Source organism: Nostoc sp. 'Lobaria pulmonaria (5183) cyanobiont' (genome assembly GCF_002949795.1).
Lineage (GTDB): Bacteria > Cyanobacteriota > Cyanobacteriia > Cyanobacteriales > Nostocaceae > Nostoc.
On the sequence record NZ_CP026692.1, the window covers coordinates 4184580 to 4205098 of the forward strand.

Annotated in this window: 14 protein-coding genes; 7 read left to right on the top strand and 7 right to left on the bottom strand. The window is 39.3% G+C overall.

The window, feature by feature from the left end:
* Positions 1-219: 219 nt before the first annotated feature.
* The 4 genes from NLP_RS18440 to NLP_RS18455 form a co-directional block, all read right to left on the bottom strand.
* Positions 220-426, bottom strand: a complete 207-nt coding sequence (locus NLP_RS18440; RefSeq protein WP_104907658.1) for a hypothetical protein — start codon at positions 424-426, stop codon at positions 220-222.
* Positions 427-611: 185 nt separating this feature from the next.
* Positions 612-1046, bottom strand: a complete 435-nt coding sequence (locus tag NLP_RS18445; protein ID WP_158680450.1) for a hypothetical protein — start codon at positions 1044-1046, stop codon at positions 612-614.
* On the bottom strand, positions 1036-2454 hold the full coding sequence (locus NLP_RS18450) for an aldehyde dehydrogenase family protein (RefSeq protein WP_104907660.1): 1419 nt from the start codon (positions 2452-2454) through the stop codon (positions 1036-1038). The genes NLP_RS18445 and NLP_RS18450 overlap by 11 nt, the downstream gene beginning before the upstream one ends.
* Positions 2455-2746: 292 nt before the next feature.
* Positions 2747-3511, bottom strand: coding sequence for a red chlorophyll catabolite reductase (locus tag NLP_RS18455; RefSeq protein ID WP_104909926.1), 765 nt, complete (start codon positions 3509-3511; stop codon positions 2747-2749).
* A 349-nt stretch (positions 3512-3860) separates the two neighbouring features.
* On the opposite strand from NLP_RS18455, the gene NLP_RS18460 reads away from it, so the two are divergent.
* Both NLP_RS18460 and NLP_RS18465 read left to right on the top strand, forming a co-directional pair.
* Positions 3861-4364 (top strand): hypothetical protein, encoded by a 504-nt coding sequence (locus NLP_RS18460; RefSeq protein ID WP_104907661.1) that lies wholly within the window; start codon positions 3861-3863, stop codon positions 4362-4364.
* Between the two features lie 46 nt (positions 4365-4410).
* Positions 4411-6015: a sensor histidine kinase gene (locus NLP_RS18465; RefSeq protein WP_104907662.1), complete on the top strand. Its 1605-nt coding sequence runs from the start codon at positions 4411-4413 to the stop codon at positions 6013-6015.
* Positions 6016-6050: 35 nt separating this feature from the next.
* Here NLP_RS18465 and pbpC read toward each other — a convergent pair whose 3' ends face one another.
* Complete coding sequence (gene pbpC / locus NLP_RS18470) at positions 6051-8345, bottom strand: penicillin-binding protein 1C (protein ID WP_104907663.1); 2295 nt, start codon at positions 8343-8345, stop codon at positions 6051-6053.
* A gap of 496 nt (positions 8346-8841) precedes the next feature.
* On the opposite strand from pbpC, the gene NLP_RS18475 reads away from it, so the two are divergent.
* From NLP_RS18475 to NLP_RS18495, 5 genes are all read left to right on the top strand, one after another.
* Positions 8842-14511 (top strand): alpha-2-macroglobulin family protein, encoded by a 5670-nt coding sequence (locus NLP_RS18475; protein WP_199784645.1) that lies wholly within the window; start codon positions 8842-8844, stop codon positions 14509-14511.
* 169 nt (positions 14512-14680) lie between these two features.
* Positions 14681-14881, top strand: coding sequence for a hypothetical protein (locus tag NLP_RS33315; RefSeq protein ID WP_158680452.1), 201 nt, complete (start codon positions 14681-14683; stop codon positions 14879-14881).
* 438 nt (positions 14882-15319) lie between these two features.
* Positions 15320-16033, top strand: coding sequence for a hypothetical protein (locus NLP_RS18485; RefSeq protein ID WP_104907665.1), 714 nt, complete (start codon positions 15320-15322; stop codon positions 16031-16033).
* A gap of 55 nt (positions 16034-16088) precedes the next feature.
* Positions 16089-17729: a tryptophan halogenase family protein gene (locus NLP_RS18490; protein ID WP_104907666.1), complete on the top strand. Its 1641-nt coding sequence runs from the start codon at positions 16089-16091 to the stop codon at positions 17727-17729.
* Between the two features lie 17 nt (positions 17730-17746).
* Complete coding sequence (locus tag NLP_RS18495) at positions 17747-19315, top strand: flavin-containing monooxygenase (RefSeq protein WP_104907667.1); 1569 nt, start codon at positions 17747-17749, stop codon at positions 19313-19315.
* Here the strand turns inward: NLP_RS18495 and NLP_RS36140 are convergent.
* A complete protein-coding gene (locus NLP_RS36140) occupies positions 19220-19528 on the bottom strand; it encodes a hypothetical protein (protein WP_104907668.1) in 309 nt (102 codons plus the stop codon). The genes NLP_RS18495 and NLP_RS36140 overlap by 96 nt on opposite strands.
* Before the next feature lie 157 nt (positions 19529-19685).
* Positions 19686-20366 (bottom strand): SDR family oxidoreductase, encoded by a 681-nt coding sequence (locus NLP_RS18505; protein WP_104907669.1) that lies wholly within the window; start codon positions 20364-20366, stop codon positions 19686-19688.
* Positions 20367-20519 lie beyond the last annotated feature (153 nt).

The window sequence follows — 20519 nt, forward strand, 5'->3', positions numbered from 1 at the left end:
CTATATTCATCCCACTGCTGAGACTTCAGTCGTGAGAGCAGAAATTATAACTTGATGTGAAGCATAATAAATTCCGTTTTTCTTCCAAGCGATCGCGTTTCTCGTCGGCTTCTAATCTTCCGTTGATCTGCTGCAAGTAACCTCTCGATCTACACCAATATCTTTCGCCAGTCCGCTCCAATTAGGTTGTTAGACCGCTATGCTCGCCAGTTTACGCTTTTATTGTCCACGCCCTGGCTTGCAATCTGCAAAACCCAAGGCCTCTGTGTCGAGAAAACTTGCGATTGCCATCTCAATAACTGCTTCGATTGGATATTCAATTTCAGTAGCACGAGCAATTAGAGCGGCGCGAATTCGTTCAGGTAAGCATCCTAAAATAACTTCGGCGTCATTGGGGGAAAGTTGCTCTTGGAGTTTTGCTTGCATCGCTTTACTACCCTTCGGTTGGAATTTGGACGTTGTAAGGAGGTTCGGTGGCTCTTAAAATAATGGCTTCTAGCTCCAATAGTAACGTAGGGTTTTCCCAATATGAAATGAATTGTTAAACCGTCCTTGGGGCAACACGATGACCTATAGGTTTTCTTAATACTTTGAATTTTTTTTGCGTGACATCAATGCACACCTTTGACTAAACTTATCTTTCTAGGGTGTCTCAAAAACTTGTGTTCTGAACGAATAGACTTGTGTTCTGAACGAATAGACTTGTTTTCTGAACGAACAGACTTGTTTTCTGAACGAACAGACTTGTTTTCTGAACGAACAGACTTGTTTTCTGAACGAACAGACTTGTTTTCTGAACGAATGGACTTGTTTTCTGAACGAACAGACTTGTTTTCTGAACGAATGGACTTGTGTTGTGAACGAATAGACTTGTGTTCTGAACCAAAACTATCAAAATTCTTCCAGGTGCTTTGATTATCGTGGACGAAACTGTGGCACAGGCGATCGCCTCTGGTAAAACAGATATTTTGAACAGGATGAGAATGCGATCGCCATTGGTTATGGTAATGAGTTGCATAGTGATGATGGCATTGGTCACTCCCCATTCTCAAACCACCAAGGGTCATTAGTAGCGTTAGTTTTGATCAAAATAGCTTTTTTTCGCATGAACCGTTTCAGCGCCGCCGCACCCATGCGCGATCCTCCCAAACCGGAGAATTTGAAAGGGTTTTTCTCTCCCTCATGCATGATGGCGGTGAGTCCAGCATCATTGATACTAATAGCACCTGCATCTATCTGGTAAGCAACTTCTAAAGCTTCTGTTTCCGAGGCAAATACAGCAGCACTTAATCCATAGATTGATTCATTGGCTAAAGAGACTGCTTCACCTACTGTAGAAAAAGGCATGACTGGCATAATCGGGCCAAAAGTCGCTTCGGTCATGACTTTCATGGAATGATTAACTTGGGTAAGCACTGTCGGACGACACCACCAACCCCCTCCAAAATCTTCTATTACACCGCCGCAATGAATTACTGCTCCTTTTTCAACTGCATCTAGGAGATGATCGCTAATAATGGCTGCCTGTTTTTCGGCGATGATCGGGCCAATTTCTCCACTTTCGACTGTGGGGTAGGCTAGCTCAAGGCGATGTGCTTTGGCTACTAGTTGATGGTAAAACTTTTCAAATATGGAGTTTGCAACGTAAATTCGCTCAATTGAGAAGTATGACTGTCCGGTGTTGGCGACCGAAGCCCACAATATTGCTGAGGTTGCTAATTCTAAGTTGGCTGATTCTAAAACGATCGCAGGATCTTTTCCTCCTAATTCCAAAAAAGCTGGAATAAACTGTTTTGCAGCCGCCTGTGCAACTTTTCTCCCCGTCGCTACACTGCCTGTAAAGCATACCAAATCTACATTTTCAATCAAAACAGATCCGGTTGCGCCTGCTCCTTCCACAAAAGTTAATACCTCGTGCAGTTTGGGAACGGTATTGAGTGCTGTAATCAGTGGTGCTACGAAGCGGGGAGTGATTTCACTGGGTTTGACAATGACAGCACAACCTGCCAACAATGCCGGAATAGTATCAACAGTAGACAGTGACAGGGGAAAATTCCACGGGCTAATTACCCCAACCAGGGGATAAGGAACGGATGTTTGTTGCAAGGCAATAAAGGGAATGGCTGTATTTTTTGCAGATTCTTGCAGCAAGTCCGGTGCTAACCGACACCAGCGATCGATACTGGAGAGGAAAGAATCTATTTCTAATACCGAGGTTGACAATCTTCCTGTATCATTTACCAAAGCTTCCGTGAGGCGATCGCGTCCAGATAATATCGCATTCTTCCACTGTTGTAAGGCTTCAATTCTCCCCTCTAAGCCCAACTGCTGCCAGCGAACTTGTGCCCTGCGCGTGCGCTTACATTGCTGTACCAGCAGCCTTGGAGGCGGCGGGATAATTACGTAGTCAAATTTGCCAGTTCGGGGATTGCGGACTTCTATTGGTTTTGTCATTTGTCATTTGTCATTTGTCATTTGTTATTACTTCCTAATCCCCAAATTCCCATTCCCAAATTCAAATCATCCCCAGGTTGGTTAAGCACTCAATGGTGGTTTGCTGTGTTTACAGGAAGTATTTGCGGTCTACTTCTCTTTCCAGCATAGTATTAGCGGGGTAAAAGTGTGATTGGCGATCGCGAGTCAAGGTTGATTGCATAACAGGTAACTTGCGATGCGAAAGCGCAGTCCGATTCTAAATTAGTGGACATGGAAAATTGAGAGTCATAACAAATGACCAATGACAAATTTAGAGAATGCGATCGCCACCCCAGAGCGATCGCACAAGTCTATCTGTCAATTCCGATCCAAACATCTGTGCCGCAAATTTATTACCTGGATCGCGTTCAGCACTGATACGGCGGAGCGCGAAATCACGAATAGCTAAAGCTTTGCGTGCATCTTCTGGCACAGGTTCAGCTGCATCTACCCAAGTTAACCAGCGATCGAGTGTTTCGTGTGCAAGTGTGCGAGTTAGTTCCAAGGTTTCAAAAGTAGATGCGCCTGTATAGCAAAGACTAACAGGCGATTGAAATAGGCGAATATAGGCACTTTTGCTAGTAAATACCTTAAGCCGCGAATCTGACTGTAACTTTAAGAATGTTTCATTAACTGGTTCATAGTAGCGATCGAGAGATGCCAAATCGGTTAAAAGGTCAGTCCGAGGAATGTAATCTATATAAAAGAAAATATTTGGAAGTGTGCCAAACTCGAAGGCCAAATGAGGAACCTGAATATGGGACTTCAACCAAGTGGTGAGGCGCATAGTGCTAAAGTTTGATTTTCCAGGGTTTCCCAACCACGAATGCACTAGCCAGTCAATTTCTTCCCCAGAAAAAGCGGTCAGCGAACCTTTCATGTTGCCATCAAGACTGCTATATTGCTGTAAATTTTCTACAGAAGGATCTGGATGTAACTGAAAACGAGTCTCTAATTTTTGGCGGAGTTCCTTTGTAATCTCCCACAACTGCTCAAATACAGCTTTATTGTCTAAATCAGTTGGTTGCTGAGTCATGGTTTTAGTTTGCAGTTTTTCTATAAACTTCATATTTAGTTTGACACTTTCCGGTATCTAATTCGTTACTGATATCGAGCAACGCATTCATCGAATTCAGGACTGTGAGAAACAGACTATCAACGAAAGCGCGCTCAATCTATTGCAGCAATTTATATCAATCGATGATTCTTCATTGAGACGCCTTTGCCTTTAGCACAAACATCCGTAATAATACTGTGATTTTATATAAAATTGTTTTTACTGTACTTAATTATAAAAATAAAAATAATTTTGTTGAGAAATATAGACAAATTAGAAGAAAAACAAATACTAATAAGTTAGTTGTTTGATTATAAATATACAGAATATGGCTTTTGATTTAGATAAAGCTTTTCAACTAGATATAGCTCAAATGAATTTGAAAAAAGCACATTCATTAGTATTTAAGTTACATGGCGAGCCGAAATTTCCTTTTATCATTTGGTTATTAGAGAACCCTAATAGCATAGTGGCATTACCTGGAAAAATTAGTCTGCTCCATCATGATTATATTCACATACTTTTAGGTAGAGGGATTTCTTCTCAAGATGAAGCCTTTGTAATAGGATTTACAATGGGTAATGACTTAAAGACTAATCAACTACATTTATTCATCTATCAAGTCTTTGCTAAATTTATATATCCAGTTCCTTATAAATTTTCAAGTTTAGACTTAATAAGTTTTAAATTAGGATTTTTTTATGGCAGGAAAATTAAAATCAAACAAATTAATGAAATTAATTTTGAGCTTTACCAAAGTGAAAATGTAGGATTTTTAAGAGATTTTTTTGGTATCAATACTGATGAGTCTAAACTTTTACAAGAGTATTAATAGCGACAACACAGAATTAAAATATATCTAAAATAATAGTATTAAAATGCACCTACCTTATAAACTGAGATTTGCTTCCTCTCAACTAATAACTATAACAGTACTCCTTACTCTGCTCTTATTCATTCCTCAAGTTTGGCTCAACTTGCAAGCATATTATGACTTCAATAGTATTACTAAAAATGAATTTGAACTCCAAATATTAAGCGACAAAATTACTTATTATGATGAAGTACTAACTATGTCAGCCCGCATGAATGCTGCTACAGGAAACACTATTTGGGAACAACGATATCGCCAATTCGAACCTAAGCTTGACATTGCTATTAAAGAATCTATTAAACTAGCTCCTAAAGCATATAAAAATGAGGATGCCAAGAAAATTGATGCTGCTAATCAACGCCTAGTAGCAATGGAATATCAATCTTTTGATTTAGTTAATAAAAATCAAGAAGAGACAGCACAACAATTACTTTTTAACCGCCAATATGAAACTCAGAAGCAAATTTATGCTGATGGGGTGATGAAAAGAAAGTATAATATTTCACTTGAATTGCAGCAAAAAGTTGATCAATATTATCAAAAAATATTATGGGCAATTTCGGAGTCTATTATAAGTTTAGGAATGCTGATTCCGGCATGGCTTTTAGTATTGCATTTATTACAGCAATACTTAAAAGCTAAAAAAATTGCTCAAGCCGCTTTAGAAGAAACGAACTGTCGATTGGAAATGCAAGTTACGGAGAGAACGGCAAAATTAAAACATAAAAATATTCAGCTACAAAATACACTGCAAGAATTGCAATACACTCAAGTACAACTTATTCAAACTGAAAAAATGTCTTCATTAGGTCAACTAGTTGCTGGTGTTGCTCATGAAATCAATAATCCAGTTAATTTTATTTATGGTAATCTGATGTATATTAGAGAATATAGTCAGCAATTACTAACTTTAATTAAACTATATCAGCAACAATGTTATAGTGAAAACCCAGAAATAACTCTTCTAATTAATGAGATAGATTTAGAGTTTATTGTTGATGATATGCCGAAAATTTTATCATCAATGGCAATTGGTACCGAACGTATTCGCGAAATTGTGCTAACTTTGCGTAACTTCTCACGTCTTGATGAAGCAGAAATGAAATTTGTTGATATTCATGAAGGAATTAATAGTACTCTATTAATTTTACAGTATCGTTTCAAAGAAAATCATAAACAGCAGGAAATTGCAATTATCAAAGATTATGGTAATTTGCCTCTTGTTGAATGTTATGCAGGAGGATTAAATCAGGTATTTATGAATATCCTTAGTAACGCGATTGATGCTTTACATCAACGAGAAGTAGAGCGTTTAAAAGGAAATATTGAAAGACAGCTTAATTCTATTATTATCCATACTCAATTTAAAAATGAAGAGTACGTAATTATTAGTATAAAAGATAACGGTTTAGGAATAACTGAAGAAGATCAAACTAGATTATTTGACCCTTTCTTTACTACTAAACCTATAGGTAAAGGTACTGGCTTAGGATTATCTATTAGTTACGAGATTATAGTGGAAAAACATCAAGGAAAAATTAAGTGTATTTCTGCACCTGGTAAGGGTACAGAGTTTGTGATTGAGATTCCTATCAAGCAGACACGTTAAATAGTTCCCCATTTACAGAGAGCCATGTTGCTATTTCAATTATTACTAATAGAAAATCCTCGACGCGTAGGTTTAATATTAGCTAACTCCACCTGAAAACTTACTTTGTCGCTCATTTCCCCACTTCTCGCTTCCAAAGTCCACTTACCAGGACGTAAACTCCAAAATAAAGAATTAGCTGAGTTTGTATCTAACTTTTCGCCATTTAACCACCACTCCACTGGTGCAGATTTATTTCCCGCTAGCTTAAATTCGAGTTTTTGCTTTGCTTCTTCACCAGGATAAAGTAAAAATAAATCGCCATGATGCGGAGATAAAATTCTCAAATTGGTAGAAGTAAAATTTGACTGTTGTTGTTTTGCCAACCATTCATCATACTCTGGTGGCAAATTGAATTGATTCTCACGTTCGTAATTACTTTTATCTTCTGGATAGAAATATTCTTGCACGACTGAGGTACAATCTGGTGTGGGTCGTAACCCCGAAACTGCACAAACAGGTAATTGCACTAAACCTTCTGGAGATGGAAAACCTGCTGGTTCTTGATGTTCATGCAGATGTAACATAATTCGATTCCATAACGGTGCTGCACCTGTCACACCTGAAACCTGTCGCATCGGTTCACCGTTGAAATTGCCTACCCAAGTAGCGACGGTGTAATCTGTAGTGAAGCCAACAGTCCAAGTATCCCGAAAATTGGAAGAAGTGCCAGTTTTAACAGCTGAAGGAAAGGGTAAATTTAACACCGAGTCTACACCAAATGCTGTTGCACGAGCATAGCTGTCACTGAGTATGTTGGTGATTAATTGCCATATTGTCGTCGAATTTTGGATTGTATATTTGGGATTTTGGATTGGGGAATTGGAAAATGTGCTTACTAAAGGGGTAGCATTTCCTTGTCGTGCTATGGTTAAGTATGCACGGGCTAATTCCCAGAGGCTGACTTCGCCACTACCTAGAGTCAAACCCAAACCATAATGTTCTGGAGTTTGATTGAGGTGTTCAAATCCCAGTTGATGCAGTCGTTCTAAGAAAGTTTCCACACCTACTTTTTCTAATACGCGCACTGCGGGTACATTTAAAGAATTTGCTAAAGCGATTCGCACCCGCACAGGGCCAAGAAACCTTTCGGTGTAATCTGTAGGGCTGTAAAGTTTCGCGCCGGGAATTGCATAATGGGCGGGTACATCTGCCAAAATGGTATTTGGACGAATTAAACCTTTTTCTAAAGCTAGTTCATAGACAAAAGGTTTAAGGGTAGAACCTGGTTGACGTAGTGCTTGCACTCCATCATTGCGTCCCAGTTTGGCTTCATTAAAGTAATCAGGTGAACCGACATAAGCTAAAACTTCACCAGTGTAATTATCAATCACCAACGCGGCTGCATCATGGACATTGTTCGCGGCTAGGGAAGAAATTACCTGCTGTACCTGTGCTTCGACAAACTGTTGCAAAGGGCGATTTATAGTCGTGCGGATGGGGGAATTTTGTTCTGCTTGCGTCTTATCAAACTGATTGGCTAACCAAAATAAAAAGTGTGGTGCAGCGATAATTCCCCCTTGGCGAGATTGAAACACAACTTTTTCAGTATGTGTTCGGGCTGCGATCGCACTATTAATATACTTTTCCTGTACCATCCGATTAAGGACGTATTTTTGTCGCTGCTTCAGCCGTTCCCAATGCTCATAAGGATTAAAGTATGTGGGATTATTGGGAATAGCAGCCAATAAACTAGCTTGAGCAAGATTCAACTCACTAGCTGGAATGGAAAAATAAGTCCGCGCGGCGGCTTCCACACCATATATATTCCCTCCCATTGGTAGGCGATTGATATATGCAGAGAGAATTTCATCTTTGTTCATCCCTGCTGCTAACCGCCAAGATAGCCAAATTTCACTCAGTTTACCAGAGAAGCTGCGAGGCACTGGATCTAACATCCGCGCCAACTGCATAGTAATTGTGGAAGCGCCGGAAACAATTCGTTTCGTATGGATGGCTTCTTTGCTAGCGCGGATAACAGCTTTCACATCCAACGCCCCGTGATGGTAAAAGCTGCCATCTTCGGCGGCTAAAATCGCATGGGTAAAATGGGGCGAAACCTGATTGAGTGGTACTACTGATGTATGCTCTTGATCGCGGGTGAGTAGTGTTCCTAATGGTAAACCATTGCGATCGCTAAATTGCATTGCCAACTGATTTTGGGCAATATTTGCGGCACGAATGGGCGCAAAATAAGGTAGTAAGCGTATCACCAGACAGATTAGCAGCACAGCTAGGATAACCTTACTAGTGTGCTTAAGTTTGAGTAGCGATCGTAAAATTAGTTTCATCAGGGAATTCCCTGTCCAAGAAAACCTACCTTAATCTTGACGCAGCGATTACATCTACATCAGTAAATATTTCAAATCCTTAATAATTAATTTTTACTAACTTAGCAGATGTAAATTAATGTTTGCGAAACTTAAATACTTATTTATAGTTAAGAATTGTAGTCATTTTTGGAACAATAACACTAGATTAGTTATCTATGTAAATAAACAGACGTTACATCCAAAACTTGTGTAAAAACAACTAGTTATCTTGCGTACTTTATTAGTATTGGCATTTCCGGCTCCATGAGGTAATGCAAGTTTTTATTTGCTATAGTGGGTGAATTTTTTATTTTTAATTACTAGAAAGATGATTATCAGAGTTTTACTGCGCTTCCAGCATAAAATAACCTATCGCGTTCTTAGGGTTATTGACAGTTCGTTAAAAAAAATTAGGCGTTTTTCAAGCCGGAAAAGAACAATACAGTTTCTCCTTCTATTTACATTTATATTAGGGATGGCAGGGTGTAATTTTTTTGGTATCAACTCAAGTAAAGAACAACTCCCAGCAGTTTCCCCACTCACACCACCAAAATTACCAGACTGGATTGAACAAATTAGTCCCATTGGAGATGCAAAACCCCTCAACCAAATCCGCATCCGTTTTAAAGAAGCTTTAATCCCAGTTGAAAGTCTTGATAGTCCAGAACAGCAAAAAATATTACAAAAATTTGCCCTTTGGCCGCCTTTACCCGGTCAATTTCGCTTTTTAACACCGCGCATGGTAGGATTTCAAGCTGATAAAGCTTTGCCAATAGCGACAAGATTTCAAGTCACTCTCAAAACAGGTTTAGCCGATTTAAAAAATCATCGATTAGACAAAGATTTACCTTGGACTTTCAACACTGAATCTATTAAATTAACTAATTTACCCGGTGTCAATCCCATTGAAAAAGCTGATATTGAACCAATTGATTTACAACAAAAATTACAGGTTACTTCAAATGTTGAATTAGATTTAGCTTCTGTACAAGAACATTTACAGTTAATTCCTGAAGGTAAAAGTAAAGGTACAGGTTTTAAAGTTGAATTAAACAAAGAAGAAAAACCATTAAAAAATGAAGAAGACCCTTTAGAAAAATTTGAACCTTCAGTACGCAATTGGATTTATAACCTCATCCCCCAGCAAAATCTGGAAAAAGCAACCAGTTATCGTCTGGTATTTTCTCCAGGAATACGTCCTGCTTATGGCAATCTACCTACAGAAAAAGAATTTGCCACTAAGTTAGCAACTTATTCGCCTTTGGCATTTCAAAAAATTAACTTTTACGGACAGCCAGATGCAGGTGGAACTTTTGGAAGATTTATTAAAGGTAGTCCGCAGCTAGAATTTAATAATGTCTTGTTAGCAGATTCAGCTAAAGAAAATATTACCATTAATCCAGCACCAAAAGAAATTTCGAGAATTCTGCAAGTTAATGATGAAGATAAAATTGTTGGTATCAATCCTTATGCGCTAGAACCAGCCAAGACTTATACAATTACTATCGGCGGAAATCTCAAAGATAAGTTTGGGCAAACTTTGGGTAAACCCGTCACACTTAAATATGATACTGGAGATTTAGCTGGAGATATCTGGGTACCATCAGATTTGAATATTTTCCCTACAAGTAAAGATTTACAGTTAAATATTAGTACGGGAAATCTGCCAGAATCCAAATACAAAGCAGCTTATCGAGTAGTTAAACCTACAGATTTAGTTTATTTTAATAATAGTAGTGATTTATTACCACAAGCTTCTGAATGGCAAAGCTTTAAGGTATCGGGTAAGAAAAATCAATCAGTTGATATTGCTATCCCTCTCCGGGAAAAAATAAGTGCTGCTACGGGAATGCTAGCTTATGGAGTCCAAGCCCGCACTAATAAATATCAAGAGAATGGGAAGGAACTGTGGCGCGAACCTACGACTTATGGCATGGTTGAATTGACAAATTTGGGCGTATTTACTCAGTGGTTTCCTGAGTCAGGGTTAATTCGCGTCAATCATCTTACAGATGGTTCGCCAGTTAAAAATGGCGCTATCGAAATTTATCAATCAAAATTACAAGCAAAATCTCACCCCGAACCAGTACCTTGTGCAACAGGTAAAACTGATGAAAATGGAATTTTTAGAATTGTTCGTGAAGGATTACAACAATGTTATTCTGGCAATGAAAGCTCTAGTAAATCACCACAACTATTAGTAATTGCCCGTGAAAATCAAGATTGGGCCTTCGCTAGAACTGAAGAATATAGCGGTGTTTATGGATATGGTATTGATGCGGGTTGGCAAGATAGTAAGCCAGAATCACGTGGGGTAATTTTCTCGGATAGACAGTTATATCAACCAGGCGAAAAAGCTTGGTTGACTGGTTTCGCGGACTTCTTGGAGAATGGTGCAATTCAGCAAGATAAAAATGCTGCTTACCAATTAACTTTAGTAAATCCCGATGGACAAAAAACCAGCTTAGGTACGCAAACCACAAATGAATTTGGCAGTTTTTCTCTGGAACTGCCAATCAAAACTACTCAGCGCTTAGGCTACTATACAATCCAGGCGAAAGGTAAAAATGGGCAAGAAATTTCTGGAGAGTTTCGGGTAGCTGAGTTTAAGCCACCCAATTTTAAAGTCGAACTCAACTTAGATAAAGAATTTGCATACATTGGCGAGAAAGTAAATATTAATGCTACAAGCAATTATTTGTTTGGTGCGCCTGTGGAAGGTGGAGAAGCAAAATATTTTATCACTCGTCAGCAGGCTGATTTCGTTCCTAAAGGTTGGGAGGGATTTACTTTTGGTAGGCAATGGTTATGGCCAGAGGAAACGCCTACTATATCTAGTGATGTATTGCAAACTAATGCCCAACTATATGCTAATGGTAAAAGTAGTCAAACTGTGAATGTGGCAAATGATTTACCATATCCGATGACTTACCAAGTCGATGTGCAAGTTGCAGATGTTTCTAATCTGTCTGTAGCTAATTCAAAAACATTTACCGCCTTACCGAGTAATCGTCTCATCGGGTTAAAAAGTAATTTCATAGCTGATGCTGGTAAGCCTTTTCCGATTGAAGTGATTGTTACTGACCCTCTAGGAAAACCAATCACAGGTCAACGGGTGCGGCTGGAATTACAACAGATTAAATACAGCAGCGTCACGCAGTTGGTGGAAGGTAGCCGAACACCAAAAAATCAAGTTGAATATAAAACAGTAGGACAAGCAGAAATTACATCTGCGAGTAATCCGCAATCGGTAAATTTGACAGCGCCGGAATCCGCTTCATATCGGATTAGAGTTAATTTTAGCGATGCTAAAGGTGAATTAACTGCTACAGATTTACAAATTTGGGCAACTGGAGAAAATCCAGTATTTTGGGGTTCTAAAGAAGAAGATATTTTAGAAGTTAAATTAGATAAAAAAGAATTCAAGCCTGGTGAAACTGCTACTGCCCTAATTCAATCTCCCTATCCAGATGCAGAATTGTACTTTGCTGTGATTAAAGACAAACCCCTTTATCAGCAGATTATTAAAGTTCAGGGAGGCGCACCACAAATTCAGTTTCAAGTCACCCCAGAAATGCTGCCTAATGCAGCCATTGAAGCTGTATTAGTAAGACAGGGTAAACCTATTAACCAAGTGGAAGCAGGAAGTTTAGATAACTTAGTGAAGATTGGTTTTACACCTTTTAAAGTTAATTTAGAAGAGAAGTATTTAAAACTGCAAGTTAAACCAGTGCAAGCATCATTAGAACCTGGTGCAGAGGAAACAGTACAACTAGAACTGAGGGACAATCAAGGAAACCCCACCAAAGGACAGTTTACAGTCATGGTGGTAAACGAGGCGGTGTTACAACTTTCTGGTTATCGTCCGCCAGATTTGGTAGATACAGTTTACGCAGAACAGCCAATATCTACCCGCTTTAGCGATAATCGCCCAGATGTCATATTACAAGCACAAGATGTAGCTAAACCCAAAGGTTGGGGTTATGGCGGTGGTTTCTCAACTGGTGCAGCCAATACTCGCACTCGCACCGATTTTCAAGCCTTAGCTTACTACAACGGTTCTGTCCTTACCGATGCAAATGGGAATGCACAGATAACCTTTAAACTCCCAGATGATTTAACTACATGGCGGGTGATGGCTGTCGCTACTGATGGAAATCTGCGTTTCGGGAATGGGGACACAACGTTTATCACCACCAAGCCACTGCTCACTAATGCCATCTTGCCACAATTTGCCCGTCCAGGCGATCGCATCCTCGCCGGTTTATCTGTAACTAATAACACTGGGAATACAGGAAATCTCTCAATTAATGGTGAACTTAGCGGTAATGTGAAGTTTACTGAGAAAAACCCCACAGCTACTTCTTTACAAACCAAAGCTGAATCTGCAACTCATGCTTATCGCTTTCCCATGCTGGCGGATAACGTGGGAGTTGGTAAAGTTCGCTTTACCACTCAGTTAAATGGTACAGCCGCAGATGCTTTTGAAATACCTTTGGAAATTAAGCCAATTGAAATTACAGAACAAGTTGTTGAATCTGGTGTTACTGAAAAACAGGTGAAGATTCCCCTGAATGTTGATAAAAATAACTTCCCTGATGCGGGAGGTTTAGATATTCAGTTGGCGAGTACTTTGATACCAGAAATTAAAGCACCAGCAAAGCAGGTTTTAGAAGATGATGATTTGCCGTTTACAGAACCGGCGGCCAGTCAGTTAATAATTGCGGCAAATCTGCAAACTCTTGCCCAAAAATATGGTCAAAACTTTGCAGAATTTAATCCTAGCCAACAAGCTAATCAAGCAATTGAAAAATTACAAAAACTCCAAATAGCCGATGGTGGTTTTGCCGCTTTTCCAGGACAAGAAAAATCTGACCCTTGGGTTTCTTCCTATACGGGAGAATCTTTGGCTAAAGCCAGTCAGGTGTTCCCTAATTTAGTCGATTCTGCAATGCTGTCTCGCCTGAAAGCTTATCTGCAAAAAGTTATGGCGAATCCTGGAGAAAATGAGTTTTGCAAACAACTACTCTGTAAAAGGCAACTGCAACTTAATGCTTTAATCTCTTTAGCAGAATTGGGAGACAAACGCAATACTTTCCTTGCAGATATTTATGAACAGCGCAATAACTTTGATGTAGCAACTCAAATTAAACTAGCGCGATACTTATCTCAATTCTCAGAATGGCAAGATGAATCTCAACAATTAGTGAACAAGCTGCAACAGAATATTTATGAAACTGGCCGCACAGCAGTTGTAAGTTTACCACGTAGTTGGGGATGGATGAGTTCATCTACCACGACGCAAGCGCAAGCTTTACGTTTATTTATTGCCAAACAAAGTAAACCCGAAGTTATAGATAAGTTATTCCAAAGTCTTCTGGCATTACGACGGGATGGTACATGGCAAACTAACTATAATAATGCCCAAGCTTTAACAGCTTTGGTAGATTATAGTCAACTGCAACCCACAGCACCTAATTTTGTTGCCACAGTGGAATTAGCTGGTAATAAGTTAGGAGAAAATAGGTTTAATGGCTACCAAAATCCTAGCTTACAGCTAAATGTGCCGATGAATAAATTACCTCGTGGGCGTAATGATTTAACGCTGCAAAAATCAGGTAATGGCACTTTACACTATCTGGTTGCTTATAATTATCGCTTGCAAGGTAATCAAGCAGGCAGGTTTAACGGACTACGCATAACACGAGAAATTAGTCAAGTAAATGAAGAAAAAATTTTGCAAAAAACAGGTCTTTACGCTTTTGATAAACCCTTGACTTTAGCCTCTGGACAGGTGTTTGATATTGGTTTAGAAATCATCGCCGATCATCCTGTAGATCATCTGGTGATAAAAGATCCGCTACCATCAGGTTTTGAGGCGGTGGATGCAAGTTTTCAAACTGCTACAGCTGCATTACAAGCAAAAGCCGATAGCTGGGAACTTGGTTTTAGAAATATCTACCGCGATCGCATTATCGCCTACACCGACCATCTAGAACCAGGAGTTTATAGCCTGCACTACTTAGTCCGTTCTGTTACTCCTGGTACATTTTCTTGGCCTGGTGCGGAAGTTCACTTGCAATATGCGCCAGAAGAATTTGGGCGAACTGCTGAGTCTACATTAATATTGGAAGATGGAAAGTAATTATTTATGCGATATTTGGCTACAACAAATCTAAAAATCTTTCCAAGTCTATACAGACCTCGCCTTCTTGAGTAATCAACTCATCTTCCAATCGCTCAAGATAAAGTTCTATTGCTTCTTCCACAGTTTCTCCTTCACTGATACAGCCAGGAAGTGAGGGAATACGGACGTGTATCCCCAACAAAAAAGCGATGGCATTATCGCTTATGCCGACCACCTAGAACCAGAAGTTTATAGCCTCCATTACTTAGTCCGTTCTATGACTCCTGGTGCATTTTCTTGGTTTGCTGCCCAAATACATTTGCAATATGTACTAGAAGAATTTGGGCGTATTGCTGGGTTAACACTGCTACTGAAGTATATAAAGTAATTATTAATACTTTATTTAGCTACAGCAAATCTAAAAATTTTTCCAAGTATATACGAGCCTGCTTTTAAATATTAAGGTTTAACTAACTAATTTGGCTTTTATGGGCAAAAGAAACGCTCATATAAGACCATTTTTTAACAAGCATACTTAAGTAAAAGCTGCGTTTATTACATAGAGATGTCAAAGTTAAAGTAAAAACAACAACGGTAAATTAGCTGGTTACAATTTAGGGTTAGTCTCAATACGATATAACACAATACAGTTCAGATAAACCTAAAACTCTGATGCGAGACATGATTTCCCGCGTCTTAAAAGATCAATTATCCACAAACCCTTAACTAAACCGTATGGGAATATAACAAATTAGACATTTTTACAACAAAGTAGGAAAGTTACTTTTGCTCTAATCTTAAAGATTGAAAATCGGCGTAATAAAAAATGCAACAAGTACTAACATTAATTGAACAAAAAAAACAAGAATATGCTCAATTAGCCTTGTTTAGTTTTATGCAAAATAAAAGTATAAACCCTATCCAAAGGTTAGCTTGGGCACCATGTGCTGCTCATTTTATTATGAATTTTGGAGAACTTAATAAGTATTTTTTGCGAGTAGAACCAACAAACGATCCAATTCAGGCATTAATTAACAAGCATACTTATGAAGATGACCATCATTGGTTGTGGTTTTTAGAAGATTTGAAAAATCTAGAACTTGACAAATCATTAAAATTTAGTGATGCATTAAAATTCCTTTGGAGTGAAGAAACTAAGAATGCTCGTTATTTAAATTATCAACTCTATCGATATACTTCACAAGCAACTCCTATTCAGAAAATCATAGTTATTGAAGTTACCGAAGCGACAGGTAACATAATGTTTTCAACAGCGGCAGAGATTGGCAAAGAAATTAAAGCAATTACCCAAAAACCATGCCGATATTTTGCAGATTTCCATCTGAATGTTGAAACTGGTCACATGACAAGTCAATCTGGAATAGAGCAATTTTTACAAGATATTCAACTATCAGAAGCAACTCGACAAGAAGCTTATGAATTAGTTGAGAACTTATTTACAATTTTCACACAATTTACAAATGAGCTTTTGGTATATGCTGAAACCCACAAAGTTGAGCAGCAATTGAAAACCGCATAAGTTATTAAGCAAGCTTTTTGAAATTGACTATCATACAAAAATAGGAACTTTAACTATGTCACAGGATGTACAAAAAATTTTAATTGTTGGTGGTGGTTCAGCCGGTTGGATGACGGCAGCTTATTTAAGTAAAGCACTAGATAAAAATATTAATATTACTCTGGTGGAATCATCTAACATCACAAAAATTGGTGTTGGAGAAGCAACTTTTAGTACCATCAAAGTATTCTTTGATTTTCTAGGGTTACAAGAATATGAATGGATGCCAAAGTGTAATGCCACATATAAGATGGCAATTAAGTTTGTCAACTGGAATGCAAAAGGGCAACACTTCTACCATCCTTTCCAGAGATATGAGGTAATCGACGGCTTTGATATCTCTGAATGGTGGCTGAAAATGAAGAAAGACCAAGAAGCATTTGATTATGCCTGCTTTCTAATTCCCTGGCTGTGCGATCATCAAAGATCGCCGAGATATTTAGATAGTAAAGTCTTCGATCACAAAGTTCAAAATGAATTTTCTCAAGAGCATATCGCCAAGAAAAATATCTTGGATAAGTTAAAAATTCAGTACCCCTATGCCTATCATTTTGATGCGAATCTACTGGCAAGATTCATGAAAGATTATGCAATGTCAAGGGGAGTGAAGCAAATTGTTGATGATATGGTGGATATTAAGTTAACTGAGGATGGGAGCATAGATAGTCTTACAACCAAAGAGCATGGCATTCTCAGTGGCGACCTTTTTATTGACTGTACTGGTTTCCGTGGTCTTTTGATCAACAAAGCGCTTGGTGAGCCATTCATTTCTTATTCAGATTCACTATTGTGCGATCGCGCGATCGCAATGCAGATACCAACTGATATCAAAAAAGATGGCATCAACCCTTATACCACGTCAACTGCACTTTCGTCGGGTTGGGTCTGGAATATACCTTTGTATGGCAGAAATGGTACTGGGTATGTTTATTCAAGTGCATTCATTTCTGCTGAGTCAGCAGAACAGGAATTTCGCCAGCATTTGGGAGCCGCTGCTAATAATGGTCAAGCCTCTCATATCAAGATGCGGATTGGACGTAACAGAAACTCATGGGTGAAAAACTGTGTAGCAATTGGCCTTTCCAGTGGATTTGTGGAACCACTAGAATCTACTGGCATCTTCTTCATTCAACATGGAATTGAAGAGTTAGTTAACCACTTTCCCAGCAAATCTTTCAATCAAGAACTAATTCACAGCTATAACAAAGTTGTCGCTGACTGCATAGATGGTGTGCGAGAATTTTTGACACTTCATTATTATGCTAGCGATCGCACCGACACAGAATTCTGGAAAGCAACTAAGAACAATATCAAAGTTCCAGAAGAACTACAGGAAAAATTAAGGTTATGGAAAAATAGACTGCCAAGCAATAAGACTATCAACCCGAAATACCACGGCTTCGAGTCTTACTCTTATTCGGTAATGTTGCTGGGGCTAAATTACATGCCTGAAAGCAGTCTTCCCATTTTAGAACATATCGGCAATCACAATGCGGAGGCTGCATTTTTGGAAATTAGGGAAAGAGCCAATTACCTAACTTCAACTTTACCGTCTCAGTCTGAATACTTGACTCATGTAATAAAGTCACAAGAACAGTCGGAGTATGTAAGTGGGGTTAGCGATCGCTCATATCAGATTCATGCACTAATTTCATAATTATAGGAGAACCCAAGATGACGGTGAAACAAGTATGCGTGATTGGGGCTGGAGTCAGCGGATTAGTCTCAGCAAAGACCTTTCTTGAGGAAGGTTACGAAGTTACATTGTTCGAGAAACGGCAGGGACTTGGTGGTGTGTGGGAAAGATCGAGAACTTACCCAGGACTGTCGATTCAAAATCCCAGAGATACCTATGCTTTCTCAGACTTTCCTATGCCTGCCTCTTATCCAGAATGGCCTTCAGCAGAGCAAATATGCGCTTACCTTGAATCCTATGCCCAACACTTTGGTGTCACAGAAAAAATTCAGTTCGGTGCAAAAGTAACTAAAGTGGAGCGCAAATCAGCAAGTATTCCTGGATGGATAGTCAGTGTTAGCTTTCAAGAAGATGGTAAGGAGATCGGAAAACAAAATTACGAGTTCGACTTTGTGATTGTGTGCAATGGCACTTATGATATTCCCTACATTCCTAAGTTGCCGGGGATGGAAGAGTTCATTGCCGCCGGAGGTCAAGTAATACATACTAACGACTTTAATGACGGCTCTGTAATTGAGGGCAAGCGAGTCGTTGTTGTCGGTTTTGGCAAGTCAGCCACCGATTTAGCGAATCTTGCAGCTAGCAAGGCCAAGGAATGTACCCTTGTCTTCCGTCAAGCGCTGTGGAAAGTTCCTAACTTCTTTCTCGGTCTGTTGAACATCAAGTATATTTTTCTGACTCGGTTTGCAGAAATTTGGATGCCCTATCATAAACTTCAAGGATGGGAAAAGTGGCTGCATAGTTTTGGCAAACCACTAGTGTGGGCATTCTGGCGGCTAAATGAGACTATCTTGCGCTTACAGTTTCCCCTTGATGCTTGTGGAATGGTGCCCAAACAACCGATGAACAAATTGATTGGTTGTAGTATCGGCTTAGTGCCTAAAGGCTTTTTTGAATATGTACGCGCAGGTAAAATTCGTGCTGTCAAGACAAAGATCAACAAGTTTTTTGCTAGTGGCGTCGAATTGGATAACGGCGAGAAAATACAGGCAGATGTTGTTGTCTTTGGCACAGGATTTCTTCAGGATATCCCTTTTTTAGAAGAGAAGTACCACAGACACGTATTTGATCAGCAAGGCACTATCCATCTTTACCGCCATCTTATTCACCCCCATATTCCACAGATGGGTTTTGTTGGTTATAACTATACTTTCTGTGCCCAGTTATCAGCAGAAATTGGTGCTAGATGGTTATCAGAGTATGTCAAAGGGAATTTACCTTTACCATCCCCGCAACAGATGCTAGAGGATGTAACAGCAGAGTTGGAATGGAGGAAGAAAGATAGACCCTATGCTTTTGTCAGTGGAGCATGTGTAACTCCTTTTACATTCCATTACATTGATGAGTTGCTTCAGGATATGGGTCTGAGTAGCCGCCGTCAACCAGGGAACTTGGTTGGGGAGTTTCTGATGCCAATAGATCCATCTGCCTACAAGCATCTGGGCGAGGAATTACAAGCAAAACAAAAACAACATCCATCTCTCAATGATTTTGCGATCGCGGCAAGTGTAGAGGTCAAAAAGAAGCCTTCGTTGATATCTCCCTAATAACGGCTGGACATCAAATTCTAAGCGATCAAACCCTTCGTACTGGCTTAAAATACCGTCGTCTTGAAAAACTACGTGTATCTTCCGGCTCACAACATCCCAATGGTTGATTTCTTCTTGACTCAGGTTGAGGCGATCGCAGAATTCACGACGGCAGGAAGGTGACAGTAGATTGAGGACTTCCTGCGTTCGATAGAGCGTCCAGACTGCCATTAGGTTTGTGTAGGTATTATTGTTGATTCCAGTCTCGGCGGATTATCCCCCTAACGATGCGGTTAAATATTCACGTAATTCTTCGATGATTCAACTGTCAGCACCTAATCGCAACGATGTCTACGACGGGCTACGCCTACGCAATTGAGATTCAGGGTTAATGTACAGTCAAAGGAATCCCGTTATCTTTAGGTTTTAACTTGAGAATAAATGGCACAGCTTTCAATACCCAATCGGACACGGGTGTATAATTAGCAGCTTCTTCTCCAAAGCTAATAGAGAGCATATCTGTATGAATAATCCCTGGATTGAGAGGTATAGCTGCCATCCCACTCGGCAATTCTTGTGCCAAAGAACCAGTTAATCCTTCTATTGCCCACTTGGAAGCACAGTATGGTGCAACTTGGGCTGAAGTAGAACGTCCCCAGCCAGAACTAAAGTTAACAATAATACCCCGTTTGTTTTTGACCATTGCTGGTACGAAATGGCGAATTATATTCACTACTCCTTTGATATTGATATCTATTAGATCGGAAAATTCTTCGGATGGTATTTCCCATAAAGGTGCTGGGTAATTAATAATTGCTGCATTGTTAATCACTATATCTGGCGGTTCATATTTGTTCAGTACATGTTCTGCCCATTTTTTTACAAGCGGTTCATTTGCCACATCTACAGATGTGAAATCGTTGGGTGCACCATATTTATGGCGTATTTTATCAATAGCATCTAATGAACGAGCGCAACCAATAACAGTATGTCCCTCTTGAATAAAACCTTCGGTCATCGCATAACCTAGACCTTTGCTGATACCTGTAATTAAGATGAGTTTAGTCATATTTTTCTGCTATTCCTGCTCTCTTAGAAATAATTCGTGGGAAAAAATAACCACTACCTCTTGCTGTAACAATCAACTCTGGCAAGTTTGGGTCGGATTCTATTTTTGTCCGTAATCAGGAGATATGCACATCTACTACACGAGTATCTGCCG

Excerpts from the sequence above, each read along its gene's own strand:
- pbpC (WP_104907663.1), bottom strand. The coding sequence starts at position 8,345 with ATGAAACTAATTTTACGATCGCTACTCAAACTTAAGCACACTAGTAAG.
- NLP_RS18440 (WP_104907658.1), bottom strand. The coding sequence starts at position 426 with ATGCAAGCAAAACTCCAAGAGCAACTTTCCCCCAATGACGCCGAAGTT.
- NLP_RS18460 (WP_104907661.1), top strand. The coding sequence starts at position 3,861 with ATGGCTTTTGATTTAGATAAAGCTTTTCAACTAGATATAGCTCAAATG.
- NLP_RS18450 (WP_104907660.1), bottom strand. The coding sequence starts at position 2,454 with ATGACAAAACCAATAGAAGTCCGCAATCCCCGAACTGGCAAATTTGAC.
- NLP_RS18455 (WP_104909926.1), bottom strand. The coding sequence starts at position 3,511 with ATGACTCAGCAACCAACTGATTTAGACAATAAAGCTGTATTTGAGCAG.
- NLP_RS18445 (WP_158680450.1), bottom strand. The coding sequence starts at position 1,046 with ATGGGGAGTGACCAATGCCATCATCACTATGCAACTCATTACCATAAC.
- NLP_RS36140 (WP_104907668.1), bottom strand. The coding sequence starts at position 19,528 with ATGGCAGTCTGGACGCTCTATCGAACGCAGGAAGTCCTCAATCTACTG.
- NLP_RS18475 (WP_199784645.1), top strand. The coding sequence starts at position 8,842 with ATGGCAGGGTGTAATTTTTTTGGTATCAACTCAAGTAAAGAACAACTC.
- NLP_RS18495 (WP_104907667.1), top strand. The coding sequence starts at position 17,747 with ATGACGGTGAAACAAGTATGCGTGATTGGGGCTGGAGTCAGCGGATTA.
- NLP_RS18485 (WP_104907665.1), top strand. The coding sequence starts at position 15,320 with ATGCAACAAGTACTAACATTAATTGAACAAAAAAAACAAGAATATGCT.
- NLP_RS18505 (WP_104907669.1), bottom strand. The coding sequence starts at position 20,366 with ATGACTAAACTCATCTTAATTACAGGTATCAGCAAAGGTCTAGGTTAT.
- NLP_RS18490 (WP_104907666.1), top strand. The coding sequence starts at position 16,089 with ATGTCACAGGATGTACAAAAAATTTTAATTGTTGGTGGTGGTTCAGCC.
- NLP_RS18465 (WP_104907662.1), top strand. The coding sequence starts at position 4,411 with ATGCACCTACCTTATAAACTGAGATTTGCTTCCTCTCAACTAATAACT.